A 22,256-nucleotide genomic window follows, 5' to 3' on the forward strand; every position below is an offset into this window, starting at 1 on the left:
GCACCACGGCGACTCCGCATCGGCCGAAGGAGGGACGGAAAACACGAATCAGGCCCGGCACGCTCAATGCATGCCGGGCCTGATTCTTCAGTAGCGGGGACAGGATTTGAACCTGCGACCTCTGGGTTATGAGCCCAGCGAGCTACCGAGCTGCTCCACCCCGCGTCGGTAAACACAACTCTACGCCATCCGGGACGGACCGTTTACCAATCAGGGAACGCCCGGTGGCCGGCCATGCCCGCCGCCCCGCAAGTCGCGCAATTCGAGAGCCACTTACCGGCGGAGAACGGTCTGCCGCAAGGCATCTGCGGGCACCGCCCCGGCGACGGAGGCACCCGCGCCGGAAGCCGCAGCCCCGCAGGGGGCCGCGGCGGAGAAGTGACCCGGCCGGTCTCAGTTCGAGTCGGTGATGCGCGGCGTCGGCTTGCCGTCCACCGACGGCGGCGCCGTCGTCGCGCCGCGCTGGAGCGAGTGGAGGATGGCCAGCCCCTGGCTGACCACGCCCGCCGCCATCTCGTTGACCCCGTTGGTGCCGTTGAGCACGGTGAGGTCGGCGCCGGACATCCCACGGGCGGCGGCGTCGGCCAGGGCCGGCAGGTTCTCCACGATGCGGTTGGCCGCGATCAGCTCCTGGTTGCCGTCCCGCAGCGAGGCGGCCCGGGCCGTGTTGGCGTCCGCCTGCGCCTGGGCAAGGGCCCGTTCGGCGTACGCGCTGCCGTCGGCCTGGAACTTCGCCTGGTCGCGGGCGGCCTCGGCGAGCGTGCGCTGCCGGTACGCCTCGGCGTCCGCCGGGCGCCCGACCTCCGCTTCGAGCCGTTGCGCGGCCAGCGCCGCCTGCCGCTCGGCCAGCGCGGTCTGCTCCTCGATGACCTGGTGCGAGGCCTTGGCCTGGGCGAGCGGCCCGGCCTGCGCGGCGCGGGCGTTGTACTGCTCGGTCTCGGCGAGGAAGCCGGCCCGCTTGATCGCGGTGTCCCGCTCGTACTCGGCCTTGAGCGCCGCGGCCTGCTGCTCGCGCTCGGCCGCTTCCTGGTCGGCCCTGGCCTGGGCGATCCGGGCCTGGCTGGCGACGGCGGCCGCGTGCGGGGCGGCGAGGTTGTCGATGTAGCCGGTGGCGTCCTCGATCTCCTGGATCTGGAGGGCGTCCACGACGATGCCGAGCTTCTCCATCTCCCCGTGGCTGCCGGCGATGACCTCCTGGGAGACGCGGTTGCGCTCGCGGATGATCTGCTCGACGGTCAGTCCGCCGATGATGGAACGCAGGTGTCCGGCGAAGATGCGGCCGGCGAGTTCCTCCATCTGGTCCTGTTCGGACAGGAAACGGCGGGCGGCGTTGGCGATGGAGACGGCGTCGTCACCGACCTTGAAGACGGCGACGGCGCGGACGTTGAGCCGAATGCCCTGCTGCGTGACGCAGTCCTCGGTGATCTCCGCCTCCCGCAGTGCCAGGGAGAGCATGCGCGCCTTCTGTTTCACCGGCACGACGAAGCTGCCGTGCCCGGTGACGATCCGGAACTGGGTGTCCTGCGTCTGCCGCTTCGATCCGGAGATGAGCATCGCCTCGTTGGGGGCGGGAACGTGCCAGAACAACATGAGGACTCCTGCCGTGCGCCATTACCCGACGTGACGTCCCGGCGCCGTCCCGGCGCCGTCCCCCCGCGTGCCCCCCGGTTCAGGACGGCAGGCGCTCGACGATCACGCCGCGTGCCGAGACCGAGTCGACGACAACGACACGTACGTCCCTGTCGATCGACGTCACCGACCATGCGGTGTAGGCCTCCGACCCACCCCGTACGGCCACCAGTACTTCGCCCGGGCCGTTCGGCGGAATCGGCACCGTGACGCGGCCGATCGCCCCGATCGGGCTGCGGGCGGACCCATCCGCGGCGCCCATACGCCACACGCCCCTCTCGCTGCTTCCACGGTACTTCCGCGCCCTCCCCCGCGCACGGCGCCCGACGGCCGGTGCGCGGCTCCCGACGACGACGGGCAGGGGCCGAAATCTGGTGGTATGACTGATTTACCATTCAGCCGTTCGGGGGCTGTGCCGACGCCACGGAGCGACGGTCCGTACGGCGTGAGGAACCCGACGACCTGGGAGCGGAACGTGGACGACTACCCCCTGCTCAACCTCTTCTGGACCATGCTCTGGTTCTTCCTCTGGATCATGTGGCTGTTCCTCCTCTTCAAGGTCATCGTGGACATCTTCCGCAGCGACGACCTCGGCGGCTGGGCCAAGGCGGGCTGGCTGATCCTGGTCCTGGTGCTGCCGTACCTCGGCGTACTCATCTACGTGATCGCGCGCGGCAAATCCATGGGGAAGCGCGACGCCAAGGAGGCCAAGGAGCGGGAGGCCGCCTTCAAGGCGTACGTACGGGAAGCCGCCGCCGGTGACACGGCCGGAGCCGCGAAGAGCGGCGGAAGCATCGACGAGCTGGCGAAACTCGCCGATCTGAAGGAGCGGGGCGCGCTCACGGAGGAGGAGTACCAGCGGGCGAAGACGAAGCTCCTCGTCTGAAGCGCCCCGCCGCCCGCACCGCATGTCGCTCTCCGCGGCAGGCTGGGCCGTTGCACGGCCCCCCGAGCGGCGGGAGCGTGGAGGGAGCAGCGGTGTGCACCCGCTCCAAGGAGACGGTCATGGACTCCACCACGCTCGAAGCGATGCGGGCCTCGTTGCGCGGTCCCGTCATCAGCCCGCAGGACCCGGAGTACCGGAAGGCCCGCACGGTCTACAACGCCATGATCGACAGGTGGCCGGCCGCCGTGGTGCGCTGCTCGGACGCGGCGGACGTCATGGCCGCGGTCGACTTCGTCCGCGGCGAGGGGCTCGAACTCGCAGTCCGGGGCGGTGGGCACAGCGCCGCCGGGCTGTGTCTGGTGGACGACGGCGTCACTCTCGACCTGTCCCCGATGCGCTGGGTCCACGTCGACCCCGCCGCAAGGACGGCCCGGGTCGGCGGCGGCACCACGCTCGGCGATCTCGATCACGCCGCCCACCCGTTCGGGCTGGCCACGCCGTCCGGGATCCTGTCGACGACGGGCGTCGGCGGCCTCACCCTCGGCGGCGGACACGGCCATCTCACCCGCAGGTACGGCCTCACGGTGGACAACCTCATCGCAGCGGACGTCGTGCTGGCCGACGGCAGCTCCGTCACCGCCGACGAGACCGAGAACGCCGATCTGTTCTGGGCGCTGCGCGGCGGTGGCGGCAACTTCGGCATCGTCACCTCGTTCAGTTTTCGGATGCACCCGGTGGACACCGTGGGGGTCGCGATCACCCTCTGGCCGGTCGACCGGGTCCCCGAAGTCCTGACGTGGTACCGGGACTTCCTTCCGCAGGCACCCGAGGACCTGAACGGTTTCTTCGCGGCGCTCACCGTGCCGCCGGGGCCGCCGTTCCCCGAGGAGATCCACGGTCACAAGATGTGCGGAGTCATCTGGTGCTGGACCGGCGCTCCCGACGCGCTGGAATCCGCCGTCGCGGCCGCGGCCGAACCGGGCCCGCCCGCCTTCCGCTTCGCCACACCGATGCCCTACCCGGCGCTGCAGACCATGTTCGACGCCCTGCTCCCGGCCGGGCTGCAGTGGTACTGGCGCGGCAACTTCTTCGACCGGATCACGGACGACGCCATCGGCGTGCACGCCAAGTACACCGAGAGCCTGCCGACCGATCTTTCGACGATGCACCTCTACCCGGTCGACGGGGCCGCCCACCGGGCCGGCCCGGACGACACGGCGTGGGCGTACCGGGACGCCGTCTGGTCCGGCGTGATCGCGGGCATCGACCCGGACCCGGACAGGGCGGGGGCGATCAGGGAGTGGTGCGTGGACTACTGGGAGGAACTGCACCCGCACTCGATGGGCGGGACGTACGTGAACTTCATCGGCGCGGACGAGCCCCAGGACCGGGTGCGGGCCACCTACCGCGACCACTACGACCGGCTCGCGGCCGTGAAACGGGCGTACGACCCGGCCAACCTCTTCCACACCAACCAGAACATCGAGCCGGTCGCCCTGGCCTGACCCGCCTTCAGGCTTCCGGTTCCGCGGTCACCGGGTCTCGGCCGACGTGCGGGGCAGCCGGGGTGACCCTACCGTCGAAGCATGGGTGTTTTCATCAAGTTGGTGGAGAACCGTCCCCCCAAGGAATACGCGGAGCGGGGCGTGTCGGACATCGCCTACGAGGACGCCACGGAGGGCGATTCCGAGGTGCTCTACGAGTACGATCTTCTTCCCAGCGGCGCGTTGATGGTCCTGCAGACGGCGAAGGGGGACGCCCCCGTCGTTCACGCGGTCTATGCGCCGGGCCTGTGGTTCCGCGTAGAGGGCCAGTGGCACGGCAATGCGGAATAGTCCGTATTGCCCTTATCCCCATATGCAGGTGTACAATATAGGACAAGGTCGCACACTCTCACGTGTTGCGCCCTGGAAGGGCCGGCTTCGGTGGCGAGACCACCGGGGCCGCTTCCATGCCCGCGTCACACAGGCGGAGCGGGGGCGATGCCGGTGTCCCTGAGGATCTGCTCCGCGGATGCGTAGTTGCCGTCCTGGACGGCCATGGTCATGGCGGCATGCGCGGCGGCAGGCGTGGCCAGTGTCGGGATCACCAGGAACGAGAAGTGGTCGTGATGTCCACGCGTGACGATCATTGTGCCGTCACCGACGGCGGACCAGTCGATCCGGACGGTCCGGCCGCCGACAATGAGGTGCCGCGGCGCGTCGTCCCAGGCGCTCGCGTCCAGGCCGACCCGCGCCACGGGTCCGAGGCGATCGACCAAGGCATCGATCAGCAGCGGCAGTTGGGACGCGACGTCACGGGAACGCGGCCACCACGCCCCGTCGAAGGTCCCCTCGCGGCTGGAGGTGGTCTCCATCCGCAGCACCGCAACGCCCGGAGTGATCGGTCGACTGCTCGTATCGGAGAGCAGCAGAAGCGGCGCCCGGTCGTCGCCGCGGTCACGGGCGGGCACACCGGACGTCATGGCGAGCCACTCCTGCGCACCCGCACGCCGACGAATTCCGCCATGCCCTCACATCCCTTCGGTCGGGCGCTGCGTCTGCGTGACGAGTGATCCGACGCGGCGGGGCGGCCGCGGACGGGCGCTGTGGCCGCCTTCGGAGTCCCAGACCGTCTCCCGGACCAGGTCCCAGTCGGCCTCGGCCGCGGCCCGGAAGAGCTCGGCCCCCTGCATCAGCCCGCTCGCGGTGAGGCTCCGCGCCGGGTCGGCGGCCTCGGCCATCAGCCAGGCGGCGGTGGACGGGTCCGTCTGCGGCGGGATCACCAGCAGGTCCCAGCGGCCGGTGGTGTAGGAGAAGAGCAGGAGCTTGTGCGGGTCCTGTTCGGGCTCGAACCAGCCGACGTGGATCACATGGCCCTGGACGGGCACCTTCCGCGGGATCACGGGCCAGAAGGTGGGATTCACCGTCACGCGGGTGATCCGCCCCCACAGCGGGTCCAGCGCCGCTGTCAGCTCGGGAAGTTCAGCCGCCAGATCGCGAGAACGCGGCCACCAGGCGCCGTCCAGGAGAGCGGGATCGGTGCCGGCCGGGGCCAGCGAGAGGCGCGGGAAGGAGGAGGAGAAGGTCCGGTCTTCCGCCGCAGGTGGGTACACATTGGTCGCAGTCATGACGCGGACCCTGCCCCGGGCCGGTGCACACCGGCCCGGCGTTGTGAATCGCCGAGCACGACACGGGCTCTGAAGCTCATGTACGGAATGTCCTCGGTAGGTCCAGAATACGCCGGTGGGGCACTCGGCGGGGTGCGGCAGCCCTGCGGCACCGCACGCCGGAAGCCCCCGCCCCGCCCGGAACGCTCGTGCCCTCCCGACCCGGGGTTCGTTACCCAGACCATGATCATCACTTCCGCCGGCCGGGCTCTCGCGGCAGCCGCACTGACCGCCGTCGCCCTGGCCACGCCCCTGCTCTCCCCGCCCGCCGCGCATGCCGACGCCCGGGGAGGCAGCCTCTTCCTGACCGTCTCCGGCAGCGGGAACACCTGGATCCGCGGGCTCGCCCTCCAGTGCCCGCCCATCGCGGAGAGCCACCACCCCCGGGCGGCGGAGGCCTGCGCCGCGCTGGAGGAGGCCGGGGGCGACCTGGACGGGCTGCGGGGCGACCGGCACCCGTGCCCGCTGATCCTCGACCCCGTCACGGTCACCGCCGAGGGCTCCTACGACGGCCACCCGGTCGAGTGGCGGCGGACGTACCCCAACTCCTGCGTGCTGGAGGCGGACACCGGACCCGTCTTCCGGTTCTGATCCGCTCGCGGTCCGCGCCGCCACCGGGCCGCCGGCCGGACCACCCGCCCGGGCAAGGGTGTTCCGGAGTGCGTATGGCGATGCTCACCAGGCCGGGGCGGCCCGTCGGCAGGCGCGAACAGTAGAGTTTCGGCTGCCAAACCCCCCGAACACCGAGGTGCCGGCCGTGATCCCCGCAGAGCCCCCCATACCCGCGCCCCCGTCGCCGACCGTCGTCGGGATCGGCGCCGACGGGTGGGACGGGCTGCCGGAGAGCTCGCGCGCGGCGCTGCTCCGGGCGGACGTGGTGATCGGTGGCGCACGGCAGTTGGCCCTGCTGCCCGACCGGTGCGCGGGACGGCGGGTGCCCTGGCCCTCGCCGCTGCGCCCCGCCGTGGCCGGTCTGCTGACCGCGCACCAGGGGCTCCGTGTCGCCGTACTGGCCAGTGGCGACCCCATGTTCTACGGCATCGGGCGAGCGCTCTGCGAGGAACTGGGTCCCGAGAACCTCCGCGTCCTGCCGCATCCCTCCTCCGTCTCCTACGCCTGCGCCCGGCTCGGCTGGCCGCTGGAGGACACCGAAGTCGTCACGCTGGTGGGCAGACCCGCCGCCCGGCTCGCCGCCGCTCTGCACGACGGCCGGCGGCTGCTGGTGCTGAGCGCGGGCGCCGGGACCCCCGGCGACGTGGCGGCGCTGCTGCGCGAGCACGGCTTCGGACCCAGCGGGATGCGGGTGCTGGAACAGCTCGGCGGCGCCGCCGAGGAGTGCGTCACGGGCACGGCCGAGGGGTGGGCGCGACCGCCCGGTGACCCGTTGAACGTCATCGCGGTCGAATGCCGCCGGGATCCGGCCTCGCTGCGGCTCGGCGCCGTACCCGGGCTGCCGGACGACGCGTACGAGCACGACGGGCAGCTCACCAAACGGCATGTACGCGCCGCCACGCTCGGGGCGCTGGCCCCGGCCCCCGGCGAGCTGCTCTGGGACGTCGGCGGCGGTTCGGGTTCGATCGCCGTCGAGTGGATGCGTACCCACCCCTCCTGTCGCGCCGTCACCGTCGAACGCGACCCGGTGCGGGCCGGGCGCATCACCCGTAACGCGGACCGGCTCGGTGTCCCGGCGCTGCGCGTGGTCACCGGCCGGGCCCCGGAGGCACTGGCCGCGCTGCCCGTGCCGGACGCCGTGTTCATCGGCGGCGGTCTGACCGTGCCCGGACTGCTGGACGCCTGCTGGGAGGCGCTGCCCCCCGGCGGACGGCTGGTCGCCAACACCGTCACGCTGGAGTCCGAGGCGCTGCTCGCCGAGCGGTACCGGCGCCACGGCGGCGAACTGGTGCGGCTCGCGGTGGCGCACGCCGTCCCGGTCGGCGGCTTCACCGGCTGGCGGCAGGCCATGCCGGTCACCCAGTGGTCCGTGCGCAAGCCCGCCGGCACCCCCTCGATTCCGCCCTCGTCAGGAGAGAACAGATGACCGTGTACTTCATCGGCGCCGGGCCCGGCGCCGCCGATCTGATCACGGTGCGCGGCGCCCGGACGCTCGCGGCCTGTCAGGTCTGCCTGTACGCGGGCAGCCTGGTCCCTCGCGAACTGCTCGCCGAATGCCCGCCGGACGCCAGGCTCGTGGACACCGCGCAGCTCAACCTCGACGAGATCACCGCCGAGTCGGTGCGCGCCCACGAGGCCGGGCACGACGTGGCCCGGCTGCACTCCGGTGACCCGTCCGTCTTCAGCGCGGTCGCCGAGCAGATGCGGCGGCTGGACGCGGCGGGCGTGCCGTACGAAGTGGTACCCGGCGTACCGGCGTTCGCGGCGGCCGCCGCGGCACTGAAGCGGGAACTGACCGTGCCGACCGTCGGCCAGACCGTCATCCTCACCCGTATCGCCCACCGCGCCACCGCCATGCCGGACGGCGAGGACCTGGCCACGCTCGGCCGCAGCGGCGCGCTGATCGTGCTGCACCTGGCCGCCCGGTACGTGGACCGGGTGGTCGAGGAGCTGCTGCCGCACTACGGGGCCGACTGCCCGGCCGCCGTGGTGGCGATGGCGTCCCGCCCGGACGAGCTGATCCTGCGCGGCCGGCTCGACGGGATCGCCGGGCAGGTGAAGGCCGCGGGCGTGATCCGTACCGCGGTCATCATGGTCGGCCGGACGCTGGGCGCCGAGCAGTTCCGCGACAGTCACCTGTACTCGGCGGAACGCGAGCGGCACGTCTGCTGACGCGCGGTCCGGCCGGGGTCAGCGCGGGTCGCTGCGGCCCACGACCGTGCCCGCACGGTCGATGCAGATGACGTCGACGGTCACCGGCGCCCCGCGCAGCACCGACAGCGACTGGTCCCGGGCGGCCACCGCGACCAGGTCGCCGAGCGGCACCCCGGCCGCCGCGCACAGCTGCAGGGCGGCCAGCCCCGTGTTGGCGACCGCCACCTCGGCGGCCAGGGCCGCATCCGCGCCGCCCCGCCGGGCGAGCCCGGCGAGGAACCCCTTGTCGACCTGGGAACGGGCCGAGTGCAGGTCCAGATGGCCCGCCGCGAGTTTCGACAGTTTCGCGAACCCGCCGCAGACCGTCAGCCGGTCCACCGGATGCCTGCGCACGTACTTGAGCACCGCGCCCGCGAAGTCCCCCATGTCGAGCAGGGCGATCTCCGGCAGCCCGTACTGGGCGACCACGGTCTTCTCCGACGTCGACCCCGTGCACCCCGCCACATGGGTGTGCCCCGCCGCGCGGGCCACGTCGACACCGCGGCGGATCGAGTCGATCCACGCCGAGCAGGAGTACGGGACGACGACCCCGGTCGTGCCGAGGATCGACAGGCCGCCCAGGATGCCCAGGCGCGGGTTCCAGGTCGAGCGGGCGATCTCCTCGCCGTCGTCGACCGAGACGGTGACCTCGACATCGCCGGTGGCCCCGTGCTCCGCCGCGACCCGCGCGACATGGTCGCGGATCATCTGCCGGGGCACCGGGTTGATCGCGGGCTCGCCGACGTCCAGCGGCAGGCCGGGGAGGGTCACGGTGCCCACGCCGGCACCGGCCCGGAAGACGACACCGGAGCCCGGCGGCAGCCGGCGCACGGTGGCCCGCACCAGCGCGCCGTGCGTCACGTCCGGGTCGTCGCCCGCGTCCTTGACCACACCCGCCGTCGCCCGGTCCGCACCGAGCTCCTCCACCGCCAACGCGAACGCCGGACTCTGCCCCCTGGGCAGGGTGATGGTCACCGGATCGGGGAACTCGCCGGTCAACAGGGCCGCGTACGCGGCGGTCGTGGCCGCCGTCGCGCAGGCACCGGTCGTCCAGCCCGGGCGCAGGCCGGTGTGTTTGAGTTGGGCGCTGCGCCCGCCCTTCGCCTCACTCATGGATGGACCGATCCGATGCATGTACTCGTCCTCGGCGGCACGACGGAGGCCCGCCGCCTCGCCGAGAGCCTGGACGGGGCGCTCCCGGCCGGGTCCCGGGTCACCAGCTCGCTGGCCGGCCGGGTGGCCGCGCCGAGGCTGCCGCCCGGCGAGGTGCGGGTGGGCGGGTTCGGCGGGGCCGAGGGGCTCGCCGAGTGGCTGCGTACGCACCGGGTCGACGCGCTCATCGATGCCACCCATCCTTTCGCCGGAACGATCAGTTTCCACGCGGCGTCGGCCGCCGCCGCAGCCCATGTTCCCCTGCTCGCCCTGCGCAGGCCCGGCTGGGTGGCCTCCGACGGTGACCGCTGGCACCCGGTCGGCTCGCTCGCGGAGGCGGCGGACGTGCTGCCCGGGCTCGGGCAGCGGGTCTTCCTGACCACGGGCCGGATGGGGCTCGCCGCCTTCGCCGGCCTCGGCACCCAGTGGTTCCTGATGCGGTCGGTGGACGCCCCCGACGGGCCGTGCCCGGCACGGATGGAGGTCCTGCTGGACCGGGGGCCGTTCACCCTCGACGGCGAACGCGAGCTGATCCGCCGCCACCGCATCGACGTCCTCGTCACCAAGGACAGCGGCGGAGACGCCACCGCCCCGAAGCTGACCGCCGCCCGGGAGGCCGGCATCCCGGTGGTCGTGGTCCGCCGGCCGCCGGTCCCGGAGGGCGTACCCGTGGCCGGTACGCCGGACCTCGCGCTGGACTGGCTGGCCGGCCTGCGCTGAGGCCCGCGGCGTCCCCGTGCCCCGGGAACCCGTGCCCCGGGAGCCCGCGCCCCGGCGCGGAGGACCGTCAGGCCTCCGGGTAACGGCGCGGTGTCCAGACGATCTGCCGGCCGTCGCCCCGCCGTACGGTCCTGGTCTGCGAGGAGCCGACCAGCAGGATCGTCCGCATGTCGACCTCGGCCGGGTCCAGCTCGGCCAGCGTGACGATGCGTACGCTCTCCGCCGGACCGCCCACGTCCCGGCCCAGCACCACCGGCGTGTCCGGCGAGCGGTGCTCCAGCAGCAGGTCGCGGGCCTTGCCGACCTGCTCGGTACGGGTGCGTGAGCCCGGGTTGTACAGCGCGAGCACCAGGTCCGCCGACGCGGCCGCGCGCAGCCGGGCGGCGATCACCTCCCAGGGCTTGAGCCGGTCGGAGAGGGAGATCGTGGCGTAGTCGTGGCCGAGCGGCGCGCCCGCGCGCGCGGCAGCGGCGTTGGCGGCGGTCACCCCGGGCAGCACCCGCACGGGCACCTTGGCGTACGCGTCCTGCGAGGCGACCTCCAGCACGGCGGTCGCCATGGCGAAGATCCCCGGGTCGCCGCCCGACACCACGGCCACCCGGCGGCCGCGGCGGGCCAGGTCGAGGGCGAACTCGGCACGCTCCGACTCGACCTTGTTGTCGGAGCCGTGGCGGGCCTGTCCGGGCCTGACCGGGACACGGTCCAGGTACGTCGTGTAGCCGACGAGGTCGTCGGCGGCCGCGAGCGCCCCGCGGGACTCCGGGGTCAGCCAGAGCGGCCCGGCGGGACCGGTCCCGACGACCACGACCTCCCCGGTGCCGGCCGCGTCCACGCCCGGTGCCGGGCGCGGCGCGTCGATCCGGCTGGGCAGCACCGCGACGGCGAAGTACGGGACGGAGTCCGGGTCGGTGTCCGCGAGAACACCGGTCCGTTCCCCGGCCATCGTGGCGCGCTCCACGTAGTGCGCCTCGTCGAGCCGGCCGGACGCCTCGAAGGCGCGGCGCACGGCGGGGAACGTACGGCCCAGCTTCATCACCACCGCGGCGTCGGTCGCGGCCAGACGGGCCGTCAGTTCCTCCTCCGGCAGCGTGCCGGGCAGGATCGTCAGCACCTCCTCGCCCTCGGCGAGCGGGGTGCCGAGCCGGGCGGCGGCCGCGCTGACCGACGTGACCCCGGGGATCACCTCGGTGGGATAGCGGTCGGCGAGCCGCTTGTGCATGTGCATGTACGAGCCGTAGAACATCGGGTCGCCCTCGGCGAGCACCGCCACCGTCCGCCCGGCGTCCAGATGCTCCGCCAGCCGGGCCGCCGCCTCGCCGTAGAACTCCTCCATCGCCCCCCGGTAGCCGCCGGGATGGTCGGTGGTCTCCGTCGTGACCGGGTAGACCAGCTTCTCCTCGATGTGGTCCGCCCGGATGTGCGCGGCGGCGATGGAGCGCGCGATGGACCGTCCGTGCCGGGCGCTGTGATACGCGATCACATCGGCCTCGGCGATGGTCTGCACGGCACGTACGGTCATCAGTGCCGGATCACCGGGTCCGAGCCCCACCCCGTACAGCCGGCCCGTGTTCTGCTCGCTCACGCTCACTCTTCCTCGCTGGCGATCGCGTTGAGCGCGGCCGCGGCTATGGCACTGCCACCGCGACGGCCCCGTACGACCAGGTGTTCCAGGCCGGACGGATGGCCGGCCAGGGCGTCCTTGGACTCTGCCGCTCCGACGAAGCCGACCGGCACTCCGATGACGGCGGCCGGGCGCGGAGCGCCTTCCTCGATCATCTCCAGCAGCCGGAACAGGGCGGTGGGCGCGTTGCCCACGGCCACCACCGCTCCCTCCATGCGGTCCCGCCACAGCTCCATCGCGGCCGCGCTGCGGGTCGTACCGAGCTTCCGGGCGAGATCGGGGACCGTGGGGTCCGACAGGGTGCAGACGACCTCGTTGCCGGCGGGCAGCCGCTTACGGGTGACCCCGCTGGCGACCATGGCGACATCGCACAGGATCGGCGCTCCGGAGCGCAGTGCCGCGCGGGCGCCGGCCACCACACCCGGGGTGAAGCCGATGTCGCGTACCAGGTCGACCATGCCGCAGGCGTGGATCATGCGGACCGCGACCTGGCTGACGTCGGCGGGCAGCCCCGCGAGATCCGCCTCGGCGCGGATGGTGGCGAAGGACTGGCGGTAGATCGCCGGTCCGTCCTTCTCGTACTGGAACACGGTGGTTTTCGCTCTCTGCGGTCGGTGGTCGGGCGGCAGCGCCCTCGGTCGGTGGTTCAGCTACGGGTACGGCGGGCGGCGGTCACCGCGGCAGCGAGGTCGGCCGGGCTGCCCTGGACCGTCACGGGGGCGCCCCGTACACCGTCGCGGACCTGTGTCACTCGGTACCCGCCGGGCACGGCGACGACGTCGGCCCGGTCGCCCCCGGGGTGGCCGCAGCGGCGTTCGCAGCCGGACCAGTACACGGGGAACTGCCCGGCGACCGCCCCGGCGGACCGTACGAAGGCCTCGGCGTCACCCCGCACATCCGCCAGGGACTTCGCGCAGCCGGGCCGGCCGATGCACGCGCCGACCCCGGTCCACGCGGAGCCGGGCCCGGCGACCAGCCCGGCCTCACCCCACTCGCGCAGCCGCGCCGCAGCTCCACCGGGCGCCATGCCCGTCACGACGACGCTGCGCCAGGGGGTCAGCCGCAGTTCGGAGCCGGCGCGGGCCAGGCTCTCCCACTGCGCACCGGTCAGCCGTCCCAGCGGAACGCCCACGCAGACCGAGGCTGCGCCGGGAACGCCTACGGGTCCGTACCCGGGTCCCTCCGCCGCGGTCGCAAGGGGTACGTGCTCCGCCCCGGCGGCCGCCTCGACCCCTGCCGCGCCCAGGGCCTTCCGTACCCGTTCCAGCAATTCGGCTGCGGGGAAGGGGAGTTCGGCGACCCGCCAGACGCCCGTCGGCCGAGCGGCGTCCAGGAACGTCCCGGCGGCGATCAGCGCGGCACGGGGCGCCTGCGCCCCGGCGACCCGAACCACCGTCTCCGCGGCCCCGATCCGCAGCAGCGCGCTGCCGTCGGCCGCCGCCAGCAACGACACGTCCGCGCCCAGCGCGTCCACGTCCCCGCGGCCGTCGTCGAGGGCGAACAGAAAACGGCCGGACAACCCGGCCGCTTTGTCACTTCCGCACAACAGCGCGTCCAGCGCGGTCAGCCACGGCCGGACATCGCGGTGGCCCCGTCCGTCCAGCCCGGAGAGCGGGGAGGCCACGACGTTGCGTATCCGCTCATGGCTCCAGGACGGCAGCAGCCCTGCCCCGCCCAGGAGTTCCGCGAGCTCCCCGCCGCATTCCGCGCCGAGCCCGCGCAGCTGGACATTGCCCCGCGAGGTGAGATGCAGCTCACCGTCGCCCAACTCCCGCGCGGCCTCCAGAAGAGCGTCCGCCTGCCGGTCGCTCAGCACACCGCCGGGTATCCGGACCCGCGCCAGCGCGCCGTCGTCCGCCCGGTGCAGCCGCAGCGACCCCGGGCAGGCATCGCCACGGTCCCGGGAGGGCGGCGCCCCCGAGGCCGACGGCGGGGTGTCGGGAACGGACATGGCGGCGAGCATACCGACCCTCGTCCGGAGCCGGACGAACCGATGTGATGTACGGCCCCCACTGTCCCCGGCCAGGAACTTCAGTAGTCTCCTAGCAGCGGGCCACCCGGCCCGGCATCGCCGGCGACGGCGAATGGGGAGGAAGCCCGGTGCGATTCCGGCGCGGTCCCGCCACTGTGAGTCCGGCCCACGCGGCCGGACGAGTCAGGAACTCCCTTCCCCGGCCCCTCGACACCGTTCGGGCCGGGGAGACCAGATTCCGACACCGCCCGGGGCGTGGACACCCCGAGGAAGGCCCGACGCCGCATGATTCTGCTCCTGTCGACGTCCGACACCGACCTGCTGAGCGCCCGCGCCGCGGACGGTCCGGTGACCTACCGCTACGCCAACCCCTCGCGCCTGCCGCTCGATGACCTCCCCGGTCTCCTCGACGGCGCCGAACTGGTCGTCGTACGCCTCCTCGGCGGTGTCCGTGCCTGGCAGGAGGGGCTCGACCAGGTCCTCGCCACCGGCAGGCCGGTCGTCGTCCTCACCGGCGAACAGGCGCCCGACGCCCAGCTGATGGCCGCCTCCACCGTCCCGATCGGAATCGCCGCCGAGGCGCACGCCTACCTGGCGCACGGCGGACCGGACAACCTCGACCAGCTGGCCCGGTTCCTCTCCGACACGGTCCTGCTCACCGGCCACGGCTTCGAACCCCCGGCCCCCGCACCGTCCTGGGGTCCGCTGGAACGCACCGCCCGCGCCACCGACGGCCCGACCATCGCGGTGCTGTACTACCGGGCCCACCACATGAGCGGGAACACCGCGTTCGTCGACACGCTCTGCCGGGCGGTCGAGGACGCGGGCGGCCGCGCCCTCCCCCTGTACGTCGCCTCGCTGCGCACCCCGGAACCCGCGCTCATCGACGAACTGCGCGCCGCCGACGCCATCGTCACCACCGTCCTCGCCGCGGGCGGCACCCGGCCCGCCGAGGCATCGGCCGGCGGCGACGACGAGTCCTGGGACGCGGGCGCGCTCACCGGCCTCGACGTACCGGTCCTGCAGGCGCTCTGCCTGACCAGCCCGCGCGCCGCCTGGGAGGAGAACGACGAGGGCGTGTCGCCGCTCGACGCCGCCACCCAGATCGCGGTCCCCGAGTTCGACGGCCGGCTGATCACCGTCCCGTTCTCGTTCAAGGAGATCGACGAGGACGGTCTGCCCGCGTACGTCGCCGACCCCGAACGCGCCGGCCGGGTCGCCGGAATCGCCGTCCGCCACGCACGGCTGCGCCACATCCCGGCGGCCCGGAAGCGGCTGGCGCTGGTGCTGTCCGCGTACCCGACCAAGCACTCCCGTATCGGCAACGCCGTCGGGCTCGACACCCCCGCCAGCGCCGTCGCCCTGCTGCGCCGGCTGCGCGCCGAGGGCTACGACTTCGGTCCGGCGGAAGAACTCCCCGGGCTGGTCTCCGGCGAGGGCGACGAGCTGATCTACGCCCTGATCGAGGCCGGCGGCCACGACCGGGAGTGGCTGACCGAGGAACAACTGGCCCGCAACCCGGTCCGGATCCCGGCCGCCGACTACCGGCGCTGGTACGCCACACTGCCGAAAGAACTCCGCGACGCCGTCGAGCAGCACTGGGGCCCGCCCCCCGGCGAGATGTTCGTGGACCGGTCCCGCAACCCGGAGGGTGACATCGTGCTCGCCGCCCTGCGCCGGGGCAATCTGCTGATCCTCATCCAGCCGCCGCGCGGCTTCGGCGAGAACCCGATCGCGATCTACCACGACCCCGATCTGCCGCCCTCGCACCACTACTTGGCGGCCTACCGCTGGATCGCGGCCGCGCAGGACGACGGCGGCTTCGGCGCCGACGCGATGATCCACCTCGGCAAGCACGGCAATCTGGAGTGGCTGCCCGGCAAGAACGCGGGCCTCTCCGCCGCCTGCGGTCCGGACGCCGCCCTGGGCGATCTCCCGCTCGTCTACCCGTTCCTGGTGAACGACCCGGGCGAGGGCACGCAGGCCAAGCGCCGCGTCCACGCGACCCTGATCGACCACCTCGTACCACCGATGGCCCGCGCCGACAGCTACGGCGACATCGCGCGCCTGGAACAACTCCTCGACGAGCACGCCCAGATCGCCGCGATGGACCCGGCGAAACTGCCCGCCGTCCGCGCCCAGATCTGGACCCTGATCCAGGCCGCCAGGCTCGACCACGACCTGGGCCTCGACGACCGCCCGGACGACGAGGGCTTCGACGAATTCATCATGCATCTCGACGGCTGGCTCTGCGAGATCAAGGACGCCCAGATCCGCGACGGCCTGCACGTCCTGGGCGGCGCCCCGGCCGGACCGGACCGGGTCAACCTGGTCCTGGCGATCCTGCGCGCCCGCCAGATCTGGGGCGGTACGGCGTCGCTGCCGGGGCTGCGCGAGGCACTGGGCCTCGACGAGTCCGCCGCCACCCGCACCACGGCGGACGAGGCCGAGGAGCAGGCGCGCGCCCTGGTCCAGGCGATGGAGGACGCGGGCTGGGACCCGTCGGCGGTCGCGACCGTGGCGGCGGCCCACCCTCAACCGGTCATGGACATCCTCGACTTCGCGGCCCGCGAGGTGGTTCCCCGGCTGGCGGCCACCACGGCGGAACTGGACCACACCGTCCACGCCCTGAACGGCGGCTTCGTCCCGGCGGGCCCGTCCGGCTCCCCGCTGCGCGGCCTGGTCAACGTGCTGCCGACCGGCCGCAACTTCTACTCCGTCGACCCGAAGGCGGTCCCGTCCCGCCTCGCCTGGGAGACCGGCCAGGCCCTGGCCGACTCGCTCCTGGAGCGCTACCGCGCCGACAACGGCACATGGCCCACCTCGGTCGGTCTCTCCCTCTGGGGCACCAGCGCGATGCGCACCTCCGGCGACGACATCGCCGAAGCGCTGGCGCTGCTCGGCATCCGCCCGGTCTGGGACGACGCCTCGCGCCGCGTCACCGGCCTGGAACCGGTCGCGCTCGCCGAGCTGGGCCGCCCGCGCATCGATGTGACCCTGCGCATCTCCGGCTTCTTCCGGGACGCGTTCCCGCACACCGTCGGGCTGCTCGACGACGCGGTACGCCTCGCCGCGTCCCTCGACGAACCGGCCGAGCAGAACCACATCCGCGCCCACGCCCAGGCGGACCTCGCCGAGCACGGCGACGAACGCCGCGCCACCACCCGTATCTTCGGCTCCCGCCCCGGCACGTACGGAGCGGGCCTCCTCCAGCTCATCGACAGCCGGGACTGGCGCACCGACGCGGACCTCGCCGAGGTCTACACGGTCTGGGGCGGCTACGCCTACGGCCGCGAACTCGACGGCCGTCCGGCCCGCGACGAGATGGAGACGGCGTACAAGCGCATCGCCGTGGCCGCCAAGAACACGGACACCCGCGAGCACGACATCGCGGACTCGGACGACTACTTCCAGTACCACGGCGGCATGGTGGCCACCGTCCGCGCGCTGCGCGGCACGGCCCCCGAGGCGTACATCGGCGACTCCACCCGCCCGGAGACGGTCCGCACCCGCACCCTGGTCGAGGAGACCTCCCGCGTCTTCCGGGCCCGGGTGGTCAACCCGAAGTGGATCGAGGCGATGCGCCGCCACGGCTACAAGGGCGCGTTCGAACTGGCCGCGACGGTCGACTACCTCTTCGGCTACGACGCGACGACGGGCGTGGTCGCCGACTGGATGTACGACAAGCTCACCGAGACGTACGTCCTGGACCCGACGAACCGCGAATTCCTCCAGCAGGCCAACCCCTGGGCCCTGCACGGCATCGCGGAACGCCTCCTGGAGGCGGAGTCCCGCGGCATGTGGGCCAAGCCCGATCCGGCGGTGCTGGAGGCGCTGCGGGAGGTGTTCCTGGAGACGGAGGGGGACCTGGAGGGCGAGGACTGAGCGGCCGCGGTGGTACGCGGACGGGCCTGCGCCACCGGATCCGCCCGCGTGTCATGTGGCGGGTGCGCCCCGCCCGCTCCGGACGTGATCACTCGGCCGAGTGATCACGGGGCGGTGCTCGTCCCGTCGCACGTCCGGTGCCCGGGCGAGTCGGGATCATGCCGAAGTGATCTTCGTGAACCGCCGCGCCGCGCGGCGCCCGCGTGACCTCCTGGCCCCGATCTGTATCGGAGCCCTCGCCGCCCTGTCCCTGCTGCCGGGCTCGCTGCCCGCCGCCGCGCAGCCGGTGACCGCCCCTCGACCCTCCGCTGCCGCGCCCATGCCCCCGCCCACCCGCGGAGAGCGCCTGGCCTCCGGGCGGCTCGCCGCGATCCGGAACGATCCGGCCGCGCTGCGAGCCTTCTTCACGGCGCTGCCGAAGGGCGGGGACCTGCACAACCACCTGTCCGGCGCCGTCTCGACCGAGTACCTGATCTCGCTCGCCGCGGAAGACGGTCTGTGCATCGACGAGAAGACGATGACCGCGGTGCCGCCGCCCTGCGGTCCCGGCCTGCGGCCGGCGTCCGACGCCCTGACCGACGCCGCCTTCCGCCGCGCGCTGCTGCGGGCCTGGTCCATGCAGGACTTCCCGCCGGACCGGTCCGGACATGACCACTTCTTCGACACCTTCGGGAAGTTCGGCGCGGTCACGCGGCACCGGGGCAAGCTGCTGGCCGACGTCGCCGACACCGTCGCGAAGCAGAACCAGTTCTACCTGGAGACGATGGTCACCCCCGCGTCCGACGGCGCGAAGAAGCTGGCCGACAAGGTCGGCTGGGACGCGGACCCGGCCCGGATGCACCGCAGGCTGCTGGCCGGCGGCGGGCTCGACGAGCTGGTGGCCGAAGGCCGCCGGGAGACGGACGAGTCCGACGCGGAGTTCCGTAGGACGGAACGGTGCGGGACCTCCCGTGCGAAGGCCGGCTGCCGGCTCGCGGTGCGCTGGATCTCCCAGGTGTCGCGCGGCAGTTCGCCCGAACGGGTCTTCACCCAGCTGGCCCTGGGGCTGCGCCTCGCCGAACGGGACGGACGGTTCGTCGCCGTCAATCTGGTGCAGCCGGAGGACGGGGAGAGTGCGCTGCGGAACTACAGCCTCCAGATGCGGATGCTGAACTATCTGCACGGCGTGTACCCCAAGGCTCACATCACGCTGCACGCGGGCGAGTTGTGGCCCGGACTGGTCAAGCCCGAGGATCTGGCCTTCCATATCGGTGAGGCCGTGAACGTCGCCCGCGCCGAGCGCATCGGCCACGGCGTCGACCTGGTCCACGAGGACGACTGGCGGCAGCTCGCCCGCACCATGGCCGCCCGGCAGATCGCCGTCGAGGTCCCGTTCAGCAGCAACGCGCAGATTCTCGGGGTCAAGGGCGCCGAACACCCCTTCTCCACCTATCGCGCCTACGGCGTGCCCGTCGTGCTGGCCACCGACGACCCCGGTGTCTCCAGGATCGACATCAGCCACGAGTACCGGTACGCCGCCAGGACGTACGACCTCGGCTACCGCGACCTGAAGGACCTCGCGCGCGCCTCCCTGCAGTACGCCTTCCTGCCGGGAACCAGTCTCTGGCAGGGCAACCCGACCCGGAACGGCTACCGGCTGGCCGGCCCCTGCCGCGCCGGGACCCCCGGCACCGGCAACCCCCGGCCGCAGTGCCGCCGTCTTCTGGACACCAGCCCCAGGGCCCGGGTCCAGTGGCGTCAGGAAGCCGCGTTCGCCGCGTTCGAACGGCGGATCGCCGCCGGCGCGGCCCGCTGACCGACGCGGCCCGCCACCTCTCAATCCGTCGACCGGAGGCCACGGAGACGCGGGTCAGGGGCTGCGCCCACGGCGGTACAGTCGCAGCATGACCCAGCGCCCCGCACCTGAGTCCACGACCGCCGCCGTGACGCGCACCGACATCACGCGCACGGACTGCCGACAGTGCGGCACCGAGGTCCACGGCATCGACGGACGCTATGCGTGCCCATTGTGCGGCTGGGTGAACCACTGGTCCGAAGGACACGCCGCGCTGCCGTCCGAGGCGGACGACCGGCACTGGGACCGGTGACCCCGGAAACGCCGTCAGCCCCGGCTCGGATGCACTCTGAGCCGGGGCTGAGTCGTAGGCCGTGTGGGACTCGAACCCACAACCAACGGATTAAAAGTCCGCTGCTCTGCCAATTGAGCTAACGGCCCTCGGCGGATCACCACTGAGCATAGCCCGCCGAGGCCCGGCCGCCGATCGGGTATCGGCTGCCGGGCCGGTCGAGCCGCCGACGAGCGCCGGTCATCGGGTCGAGATATCCACGCCCGTGCGCTTGTGATCCGGTTTGAGGAACCAGTGGCGGGCCGAGACGATCCACCAGCTCGCCGCGAACCCCAGGACCGCCAGGACGGCGATCGGGGCGTAGTTGAACGTCTCCCAGGTGACCGGGGCCAGTTGCGGAAGCATGAAGAGGACCGTGATGACCGCCACCCACACCACGGCGACGATCCCGACGGGCCGGGACCAGCGGCCCAGGTGCCAGGGGCCAGGATCGAAGTCGTCGCCGCGCAGGAGACGGAGCAGGGTGGGGATGACGTACGCGATGTAGAGGCCGATCACCGCGATCGAGGTCACCGCGGCGTACGCGGTGACGTTGATCAGGTACGGGAGACCGAGAGCCAGAGCGCCGAGGGCGGCGAGCCAGACCGCGGCGACGGGTGTACGGGTGCGGGGACTGACCGTGTGCCAGACGCGGGAGAACGGCAGGGCGCCGTCCCTGGAGAACGCGTAGATCATGCGGCTGTTGGCGGTCACCGACGCCATCCCGCAGAACAGCTGCGCGCCGATCACGACCAGCAGCAGGAGCTTGCCGGTGGTGGCACCGAGAGCGTCCAGGAGGATCTGGGCGGGCGGCGCGCCGGTCGGGGAGTCCAGGGCTCCGTCGTACGACTGGATGGCGAAGGTGAAGCCGAGGAGAAGGACGAAGCCGGCGATCCAGGAGGTCCAGATCGACCGGACGATGCCGCGCGGACCCGCCGTCTCCGCGTCGTGGGTCTCCTCCGTCATGTGGGCGGAGGCGTCGTATCCGGTGAAGGTGTACTGGGCCATCAGCAGGCCGATCATCACGACGTAGAAGCCGCTGCCCCAGCCGGTGTTGTTCACGAACTCGGTGAGGACGAACGACGCCGACTGATGCGAGTCCGGTACGAAGGTGAGGGCGCCGACGATGACGGCCACCCCGAGAACGTGCCACCACACGCTCACGCTGTTCAGGATCGCGACGATGCCGACCCCGAACGTGTTCAGGAGTCCGTGCAGCAGCAGGATCGTGGCGAACAGAAGGATCGTGCGGCCGGGCGTGACCGCGAAGTCGAACTGAAGGTTCAGGTAGGCACCCAGGAAGGACGCCGCACCGAAATCGATCCCGGCGGTCACCGCGACCTGACCGAGGACGTTGAACCACCCGGTGAACCATGCCCAGGCCGCAGCCGAGCGAGGCGGGGCAAGCCGGTGCGCCCAGAAGTAGAGGCCCGCGGAGGTCGGGTAGGCCGAACAGATCTCGGCCATCGCCAGGCCCACGAACAGCGTCATCAGACCGACGCCGACCCAGCCCCAGGTGATGACGGCGGGGCCACCGGTGTTCATGCCGAACAGATACAGCGTCAGGCAGCCGGAGAGCACCGAGATGATCGTGAACGAGACGGCGTAGTTGGAGAAGGCGGACATCCGCCGGGCGAGCGTCTGTGTGTAACCGAGCTGTGCCAGGCGCTCCTCGTCGGAGGTGCCCGGCGGCGGTTTGTCCTCACTGATGCCTGTTGTCATGACCCCAGCGATGCCCTGGCCCCGGGGCCCGCATGCCGCCGCCGCGGTCACGACTGGAGAACATGGCGTACGACGCAGGGGACTTCCGTCCTCACCCGGGTCGGGCAACCCTCCGGCCGCGCACTGTGCCAAGTCGACGGACATCGGCAGCGGTTGTCCATGGGCGGCCGGGAAAGGAAAAGCGGGCCCACTCGTGAGGAGTGGGCCCGCTCTTGCCGTTCAGCGGCCTACGCGTGGCGTCGGCCGGTGCGTGTGTCAGCCGTTGCGCTTCCAGCGCGGCTTGTCGTCGCGACGGCCGAAGGAACCGGTGTTGGTGCCGGTGCCCGTGCCACCACGGTGGTCGTCGCGGCGGCCGGTCGGACGGTCGCTGCCACCGGAGCGGAAGCCGCCCGACGGACGGTCGTCACGACGGTCGCGGTTGAACGGACGGTCGCTGCCGCCGGAGCGGAAGCCACCGGACGGGCGGTCGTCACGACGGTCGCGGTTGAACGACGGACGGTCGTTGTCGCGGTTGAACGACGGACGGTCGTTGTCACGGCGGAAGCCACCCGACGGACGGTCGTCACGACGCTGGAAACCACCACGGTCACCACCGCGGTCGTCACGACGGC

Annotated in this window: 19 protein-coding genes, 2 tRNA genes, 1 pseudogene and 1 riboswitch; of the genes and pseudogenes, 10 read left to right on the plus strand and 12 right to left on the minus strand. The window is 72.6% G+C overall.

Annotation, left to right across the window (positions count from 1 at the left end):
* Window positions 1–91: 91 nt before the first annotated feature.
* The 3 genes from ACFVXE_RS04960 to ACFVXE_RS04970 all read right to left on the minus strand — a co-directional run bounded on the left by ACFVXE_RS04960 (window position 92) and on the right by ACFVXE_RS04970 (window position 1,891).
* A tRNA-Met gene (locus tag ACFVXE_RS04960) sits at window positions 92–165 on the minus strand.
* 228 nt (window positions 166–393) lie between these two features.
* Entirely contained in the window at window positions 394–1,590 is a 1,197-nt protein-coding gene (locus tag ACFVXE_RS04965; protein WP_389669270.1) for an SPFH domain-containing protein, read from the minus strand.
* A 79-nt stretch (window positions 1,591–1,669) separates the two neighbouring features.
* Complete coding sequence (locus ACFVXE_RS04970; protein ID WP_389669271.1) at window positions 1,670–1,891, minus strand: hypothetical protein; 222 nt, start codon at window positions 1,889–1,891, stop codon at window positions 1,670–1,672.
* A 213-nt stretch (window positions 1,892–2,104) separates the two neighbouring features.
* Here ACFVXE_RS04970 and ACFVXE_RS04975 point away from each other — a divergent pair, with 213 nt between their 5' ends.
* The 3 genes from ACFVXE_RS04975 (at window position 2,105) to ACFVXE_RS04985 (ending at window position 4,350) form a co-directional block, all read left to right on the plus strand.
* Window positions 2,105–2,515: an SHOCT domain-containing protein gene (locus ACFVXE_RS04975; protein WP_389669273.1), complete on the plus strand. Its 411-nt coding sequence runs from the start codon at window positions 2,105–2,107 to the stop codon at window positions 2,513–2,515.
* Window positions 2,516–2,634: 119 nt separating this feature from the next.
* Complete coding sequence (locus ACFVXE_RS04980) at window positions 2,635–4,020, plus strand: FAD-binding oxidoreductase (protein ID WP_389669275.1); 1,386 nt, start codon at window positions 2,635–2,637, stop codon at window positions 4,018–4,020.
* Between the two features lie 81 nt (window positions 4,021–4,101).
* A complete protein-coding gene (locus ACFVXE_RS04985; RefSeq protein WP_389669277.1) occupies window positions 4,102–4,350 on the plus strand; it encodes a hypothetical protein in 249 nt (82 codons plus the stop codon).
* A gap of 125 nt (window positions 4,351–4,475) precedes the next feature.
* Here the strand turns inward: ACFVXE_RS04985 and ACFVXE_RS04990 are convergent, their stop codons facing one another.
* Together ACFVXE_RS04990 and ACFVXE_RS04995 are read right to left on the minus strand one after the other, a co-directional pair.
* Complete coding sequence (locus ACFVXE_RS04990; protein WP_389669279.1) at window positions 4,476–4,979, minus strand: DUF5994 family protein; 504 nt, start codon at window positions 4,977–4,979, stop codon at window positions 4,476–4,478.
* A 48-nt stretch (window positions 4,980–5,027) separates the two neighbouring features.
* Window positions 5,028–5,624, minus strand: a complete 597-nt coding sequence (locus ACFVXE_RS04995) for a DUF5994 family protein (protein ID WP_389669281.1) — start codon at window positions 5,622–5,624, stop codon at window positions 5,028–5,030.
* A 222-nt stretch (window positions 5,625–5,846) separates the two neighbouring features.
* Here ACFVXE_RS04995 and ACFVXE_RS05000 point away from each other — a divergent pair, with 222 nt between their 5' ends.
* The 3 genes from ACFVXE_RS05000 (at window position 5,847) to cobM (ending at window position 8,447) form a co-directional block, all read left to right on the plus strand.
* The gene (locus tag ACFVXE_RS05000) at window positions 5,847–6,254 is read left to right on the plus strand and encodes an SSI family serine proteinase inhibitor (protein ID WP_389669283.1); all 408 of its coding nucleotides are present in this window, start codon (window positions 5,847–5,849) and stop codon (window positions 6,252–6,254) included.
* Window positions 6,255–6,420: 166 nt separating this feature from the next.
* Entirely contained in the window at window positions 6,421–7,701 is a 1,281-nt protein-coding gene (gene cbiE / locus ACFVXE_RS05005; RefSeq protein WP_389669284.1) for a precorrin-6y C5,15-methyltransferase (decarboxylating) subunit CbiE, read from the plus strand.
* Window positions 7,698–8,447, plus strand: coding sequence for a precorrin-4 C(11)-methyltransferase (gene cobM / locus ACFVXE_RS05010; RefSeq protein WP_389669286.1), 750 nt, complete (start codon window positions 7,698–7,700; stop codon window positions 8,445–8,447). Before cbiE ends, cobM begins: the two co-directional genes overlap by 4 nt.
* An 18-nt stretch (window positions 8,448–8,465) precedes the next feature.
* On the opposite strand, the gene ACFVXE_RS05015 is transcribed toward cobM, so the two are convergent.
* Window positions 8,466–9,581 (minus strand): cobalt-precorrin-5B (C(1))-methyltransferase, encoded by a 1,116-nt coding sequence (locus tag ACFVXE_RS05015; RefSeq protein ID WP_389669287.1) that lies wholly within the window; start codon window positions 9,579–9,581, stop codon window positions 8,466–8,468.
* A 15-nt stretch (window positions 9,582–9,596) separates the two neighbouring features.
* On the opposite strand from ACFVXE_RS05015, the gene ACFVXE_RS05020 reads away from it, so the two are divergent.
* Window positions 9,597–10,340 carry a cobalt-precorrin-6A reductase gene (locus ACFVXE_RS05020; protein WP_389669289.1) on the plus strand — a complete coding sequence of 248 codons (744 nt, stop codon included), beginning with the start codon at window positions 9,597–9,599 and terminating at the stop codon, window positions 10,338–10,340.
* Between the two features lie 67 nt (window positions 10,341–10,407).
* Here ACFVXE_RS05020 and ACFVXE_RS05025 read toward each other — a convergent pair whose 3' ends face one another.
* The 3 genes from ACFVXE_RS05025 to ACFVXE_RS05035 are packed head-to-tail and all read right to left on the minus strand — an operon-like array spanning window position 10,408 to window position 13,924.
* Entirely contained in the window at window positions 10,408–11,928 is a 1,521-nt protein-coding gene (locus tag ACFVXE_RS05025) for a precorrin-2 C(20)-methyltransferase (RefSeq protein ID WP_389669291.1), read from the minus strand.
* Window positions 11,925–12,551 carry a precorrin-8X methylmutase gene (locus tag ACFVXE_RS05030; protein ID WP_389669293.1) on the minus strand — a complete coding sequence of 209 codons (627 nt, stop codon included), beginning with the start codon at window positions 12,549–12,551 and terminating at the stop codon, window positions 11,925–11,927. Before ACFVXE_RS05030 ends, ACFVXE_RS05025 begins: the two co-directional genes overlap by 4 nt.
* 56 nt (window positions 12,552–12,607) lie before the next feature.
* Window positions 12,608–13,924, minus strand: a complete 1,317-nt coding sequence (locus ACFVXE_RS05035; RefSeq protein WP_389669294.1) for a cobalamin biosynthesis protein CobG — start codon at window positions 13,922–13,924, stop codon at window positions 12,608–12,610.
* A 126-nt stretch (window positions 13,925–14,050) separates the two neighbouring features.
* Window positions 14,051–14,126: riboswitch (cobalamin riboswitch) on the plus strand.
* A gap of 92 nt (window positions 14,127–14,218) precedes the next feature.
* Here ACFVXE_RS05035 and cobN point away from each other — a divergent pair.
* The 3 genes from cobN (at window position 14,219) to ACFVXE_RS05050 (ending at window position 19,905) form a co-directional block, all read left to right on the plus strand.
* A complete protein-coding gene (gene cobN / locus ACFVXE_RS05040; protein ID WP_389669296.1) occupies window positions 14,219–17,818 on the plus strand; it encodes a cobaltochelatase subunit CobN in 3,600 nt (1,199 codons plus the stop codon).
* 166 nt (window positions 17,819–17,984) lie between these two features.
* Window positions 17,985–19,613 (plus strand): adenosine deaminase, encoded by a 1,629-nt coding sequence (locus ACFVXE_RS05045; protein ID WP_389669297.1) that lies wholly within the window; start codon window positions 17,985–17,987, stop codon window positions 19,611–19,613.
* Window positions 19,614–19,701: 88 nt separating this feature from the next.
* Entirely contained in the window at window positions 19,702–19,905 is a 204-nt protein-coding gene (locus ACFVXE_RS05050; protein WP_389669298.1) for a hypothetical protein, read from the plus strand.
* Between the two features lie 55 nt (window positions 19,906–19,960).
* Here ACFVXE_RS05050 and ACFVXE_RS05055 read toward each other — a convergent pair.
* The 3 genes and pseudogenes from ACFVXE_RS05055 to ACFVXE_RS05065 all read right to left on the minus strand — a co-directional run.
* Window positions 19,961–20,033, minus strand: a tRNA-Lys gene (locus ACFVXE_RS05055).
* A 91-nt stretch (window positions 20,034–20,124) separates the two neighbouring features.
* Window positions 20,125–21,645 carry an amino acid permease gene (locus ACFVXE_RS05060; protein WP_389669300.1) on the minus strand — a complete coding sequence of 507 codons (1,521 nt, stop codon included), beginning with the start codon at window positions 21,643–21,645 and terminating at the stop codon, window positions 20,125–20,127.
* Between the two features lie 255 nt (window positions 21,646–21,900).
* Window positions 21,901–22,256, minus strand: a pseudogene (locus ACFVXE_RS05065) (RNA helicase); the annotation flags it as partial.

Source organism: Streptomyces sp. NPDC058231 (genome assembly GCF_042882275.1).
GTDB lineage: Bacteria > Actinomycetota > Actinomycetes > Streptomycetales > Streptomycetaceae > Streptomyces.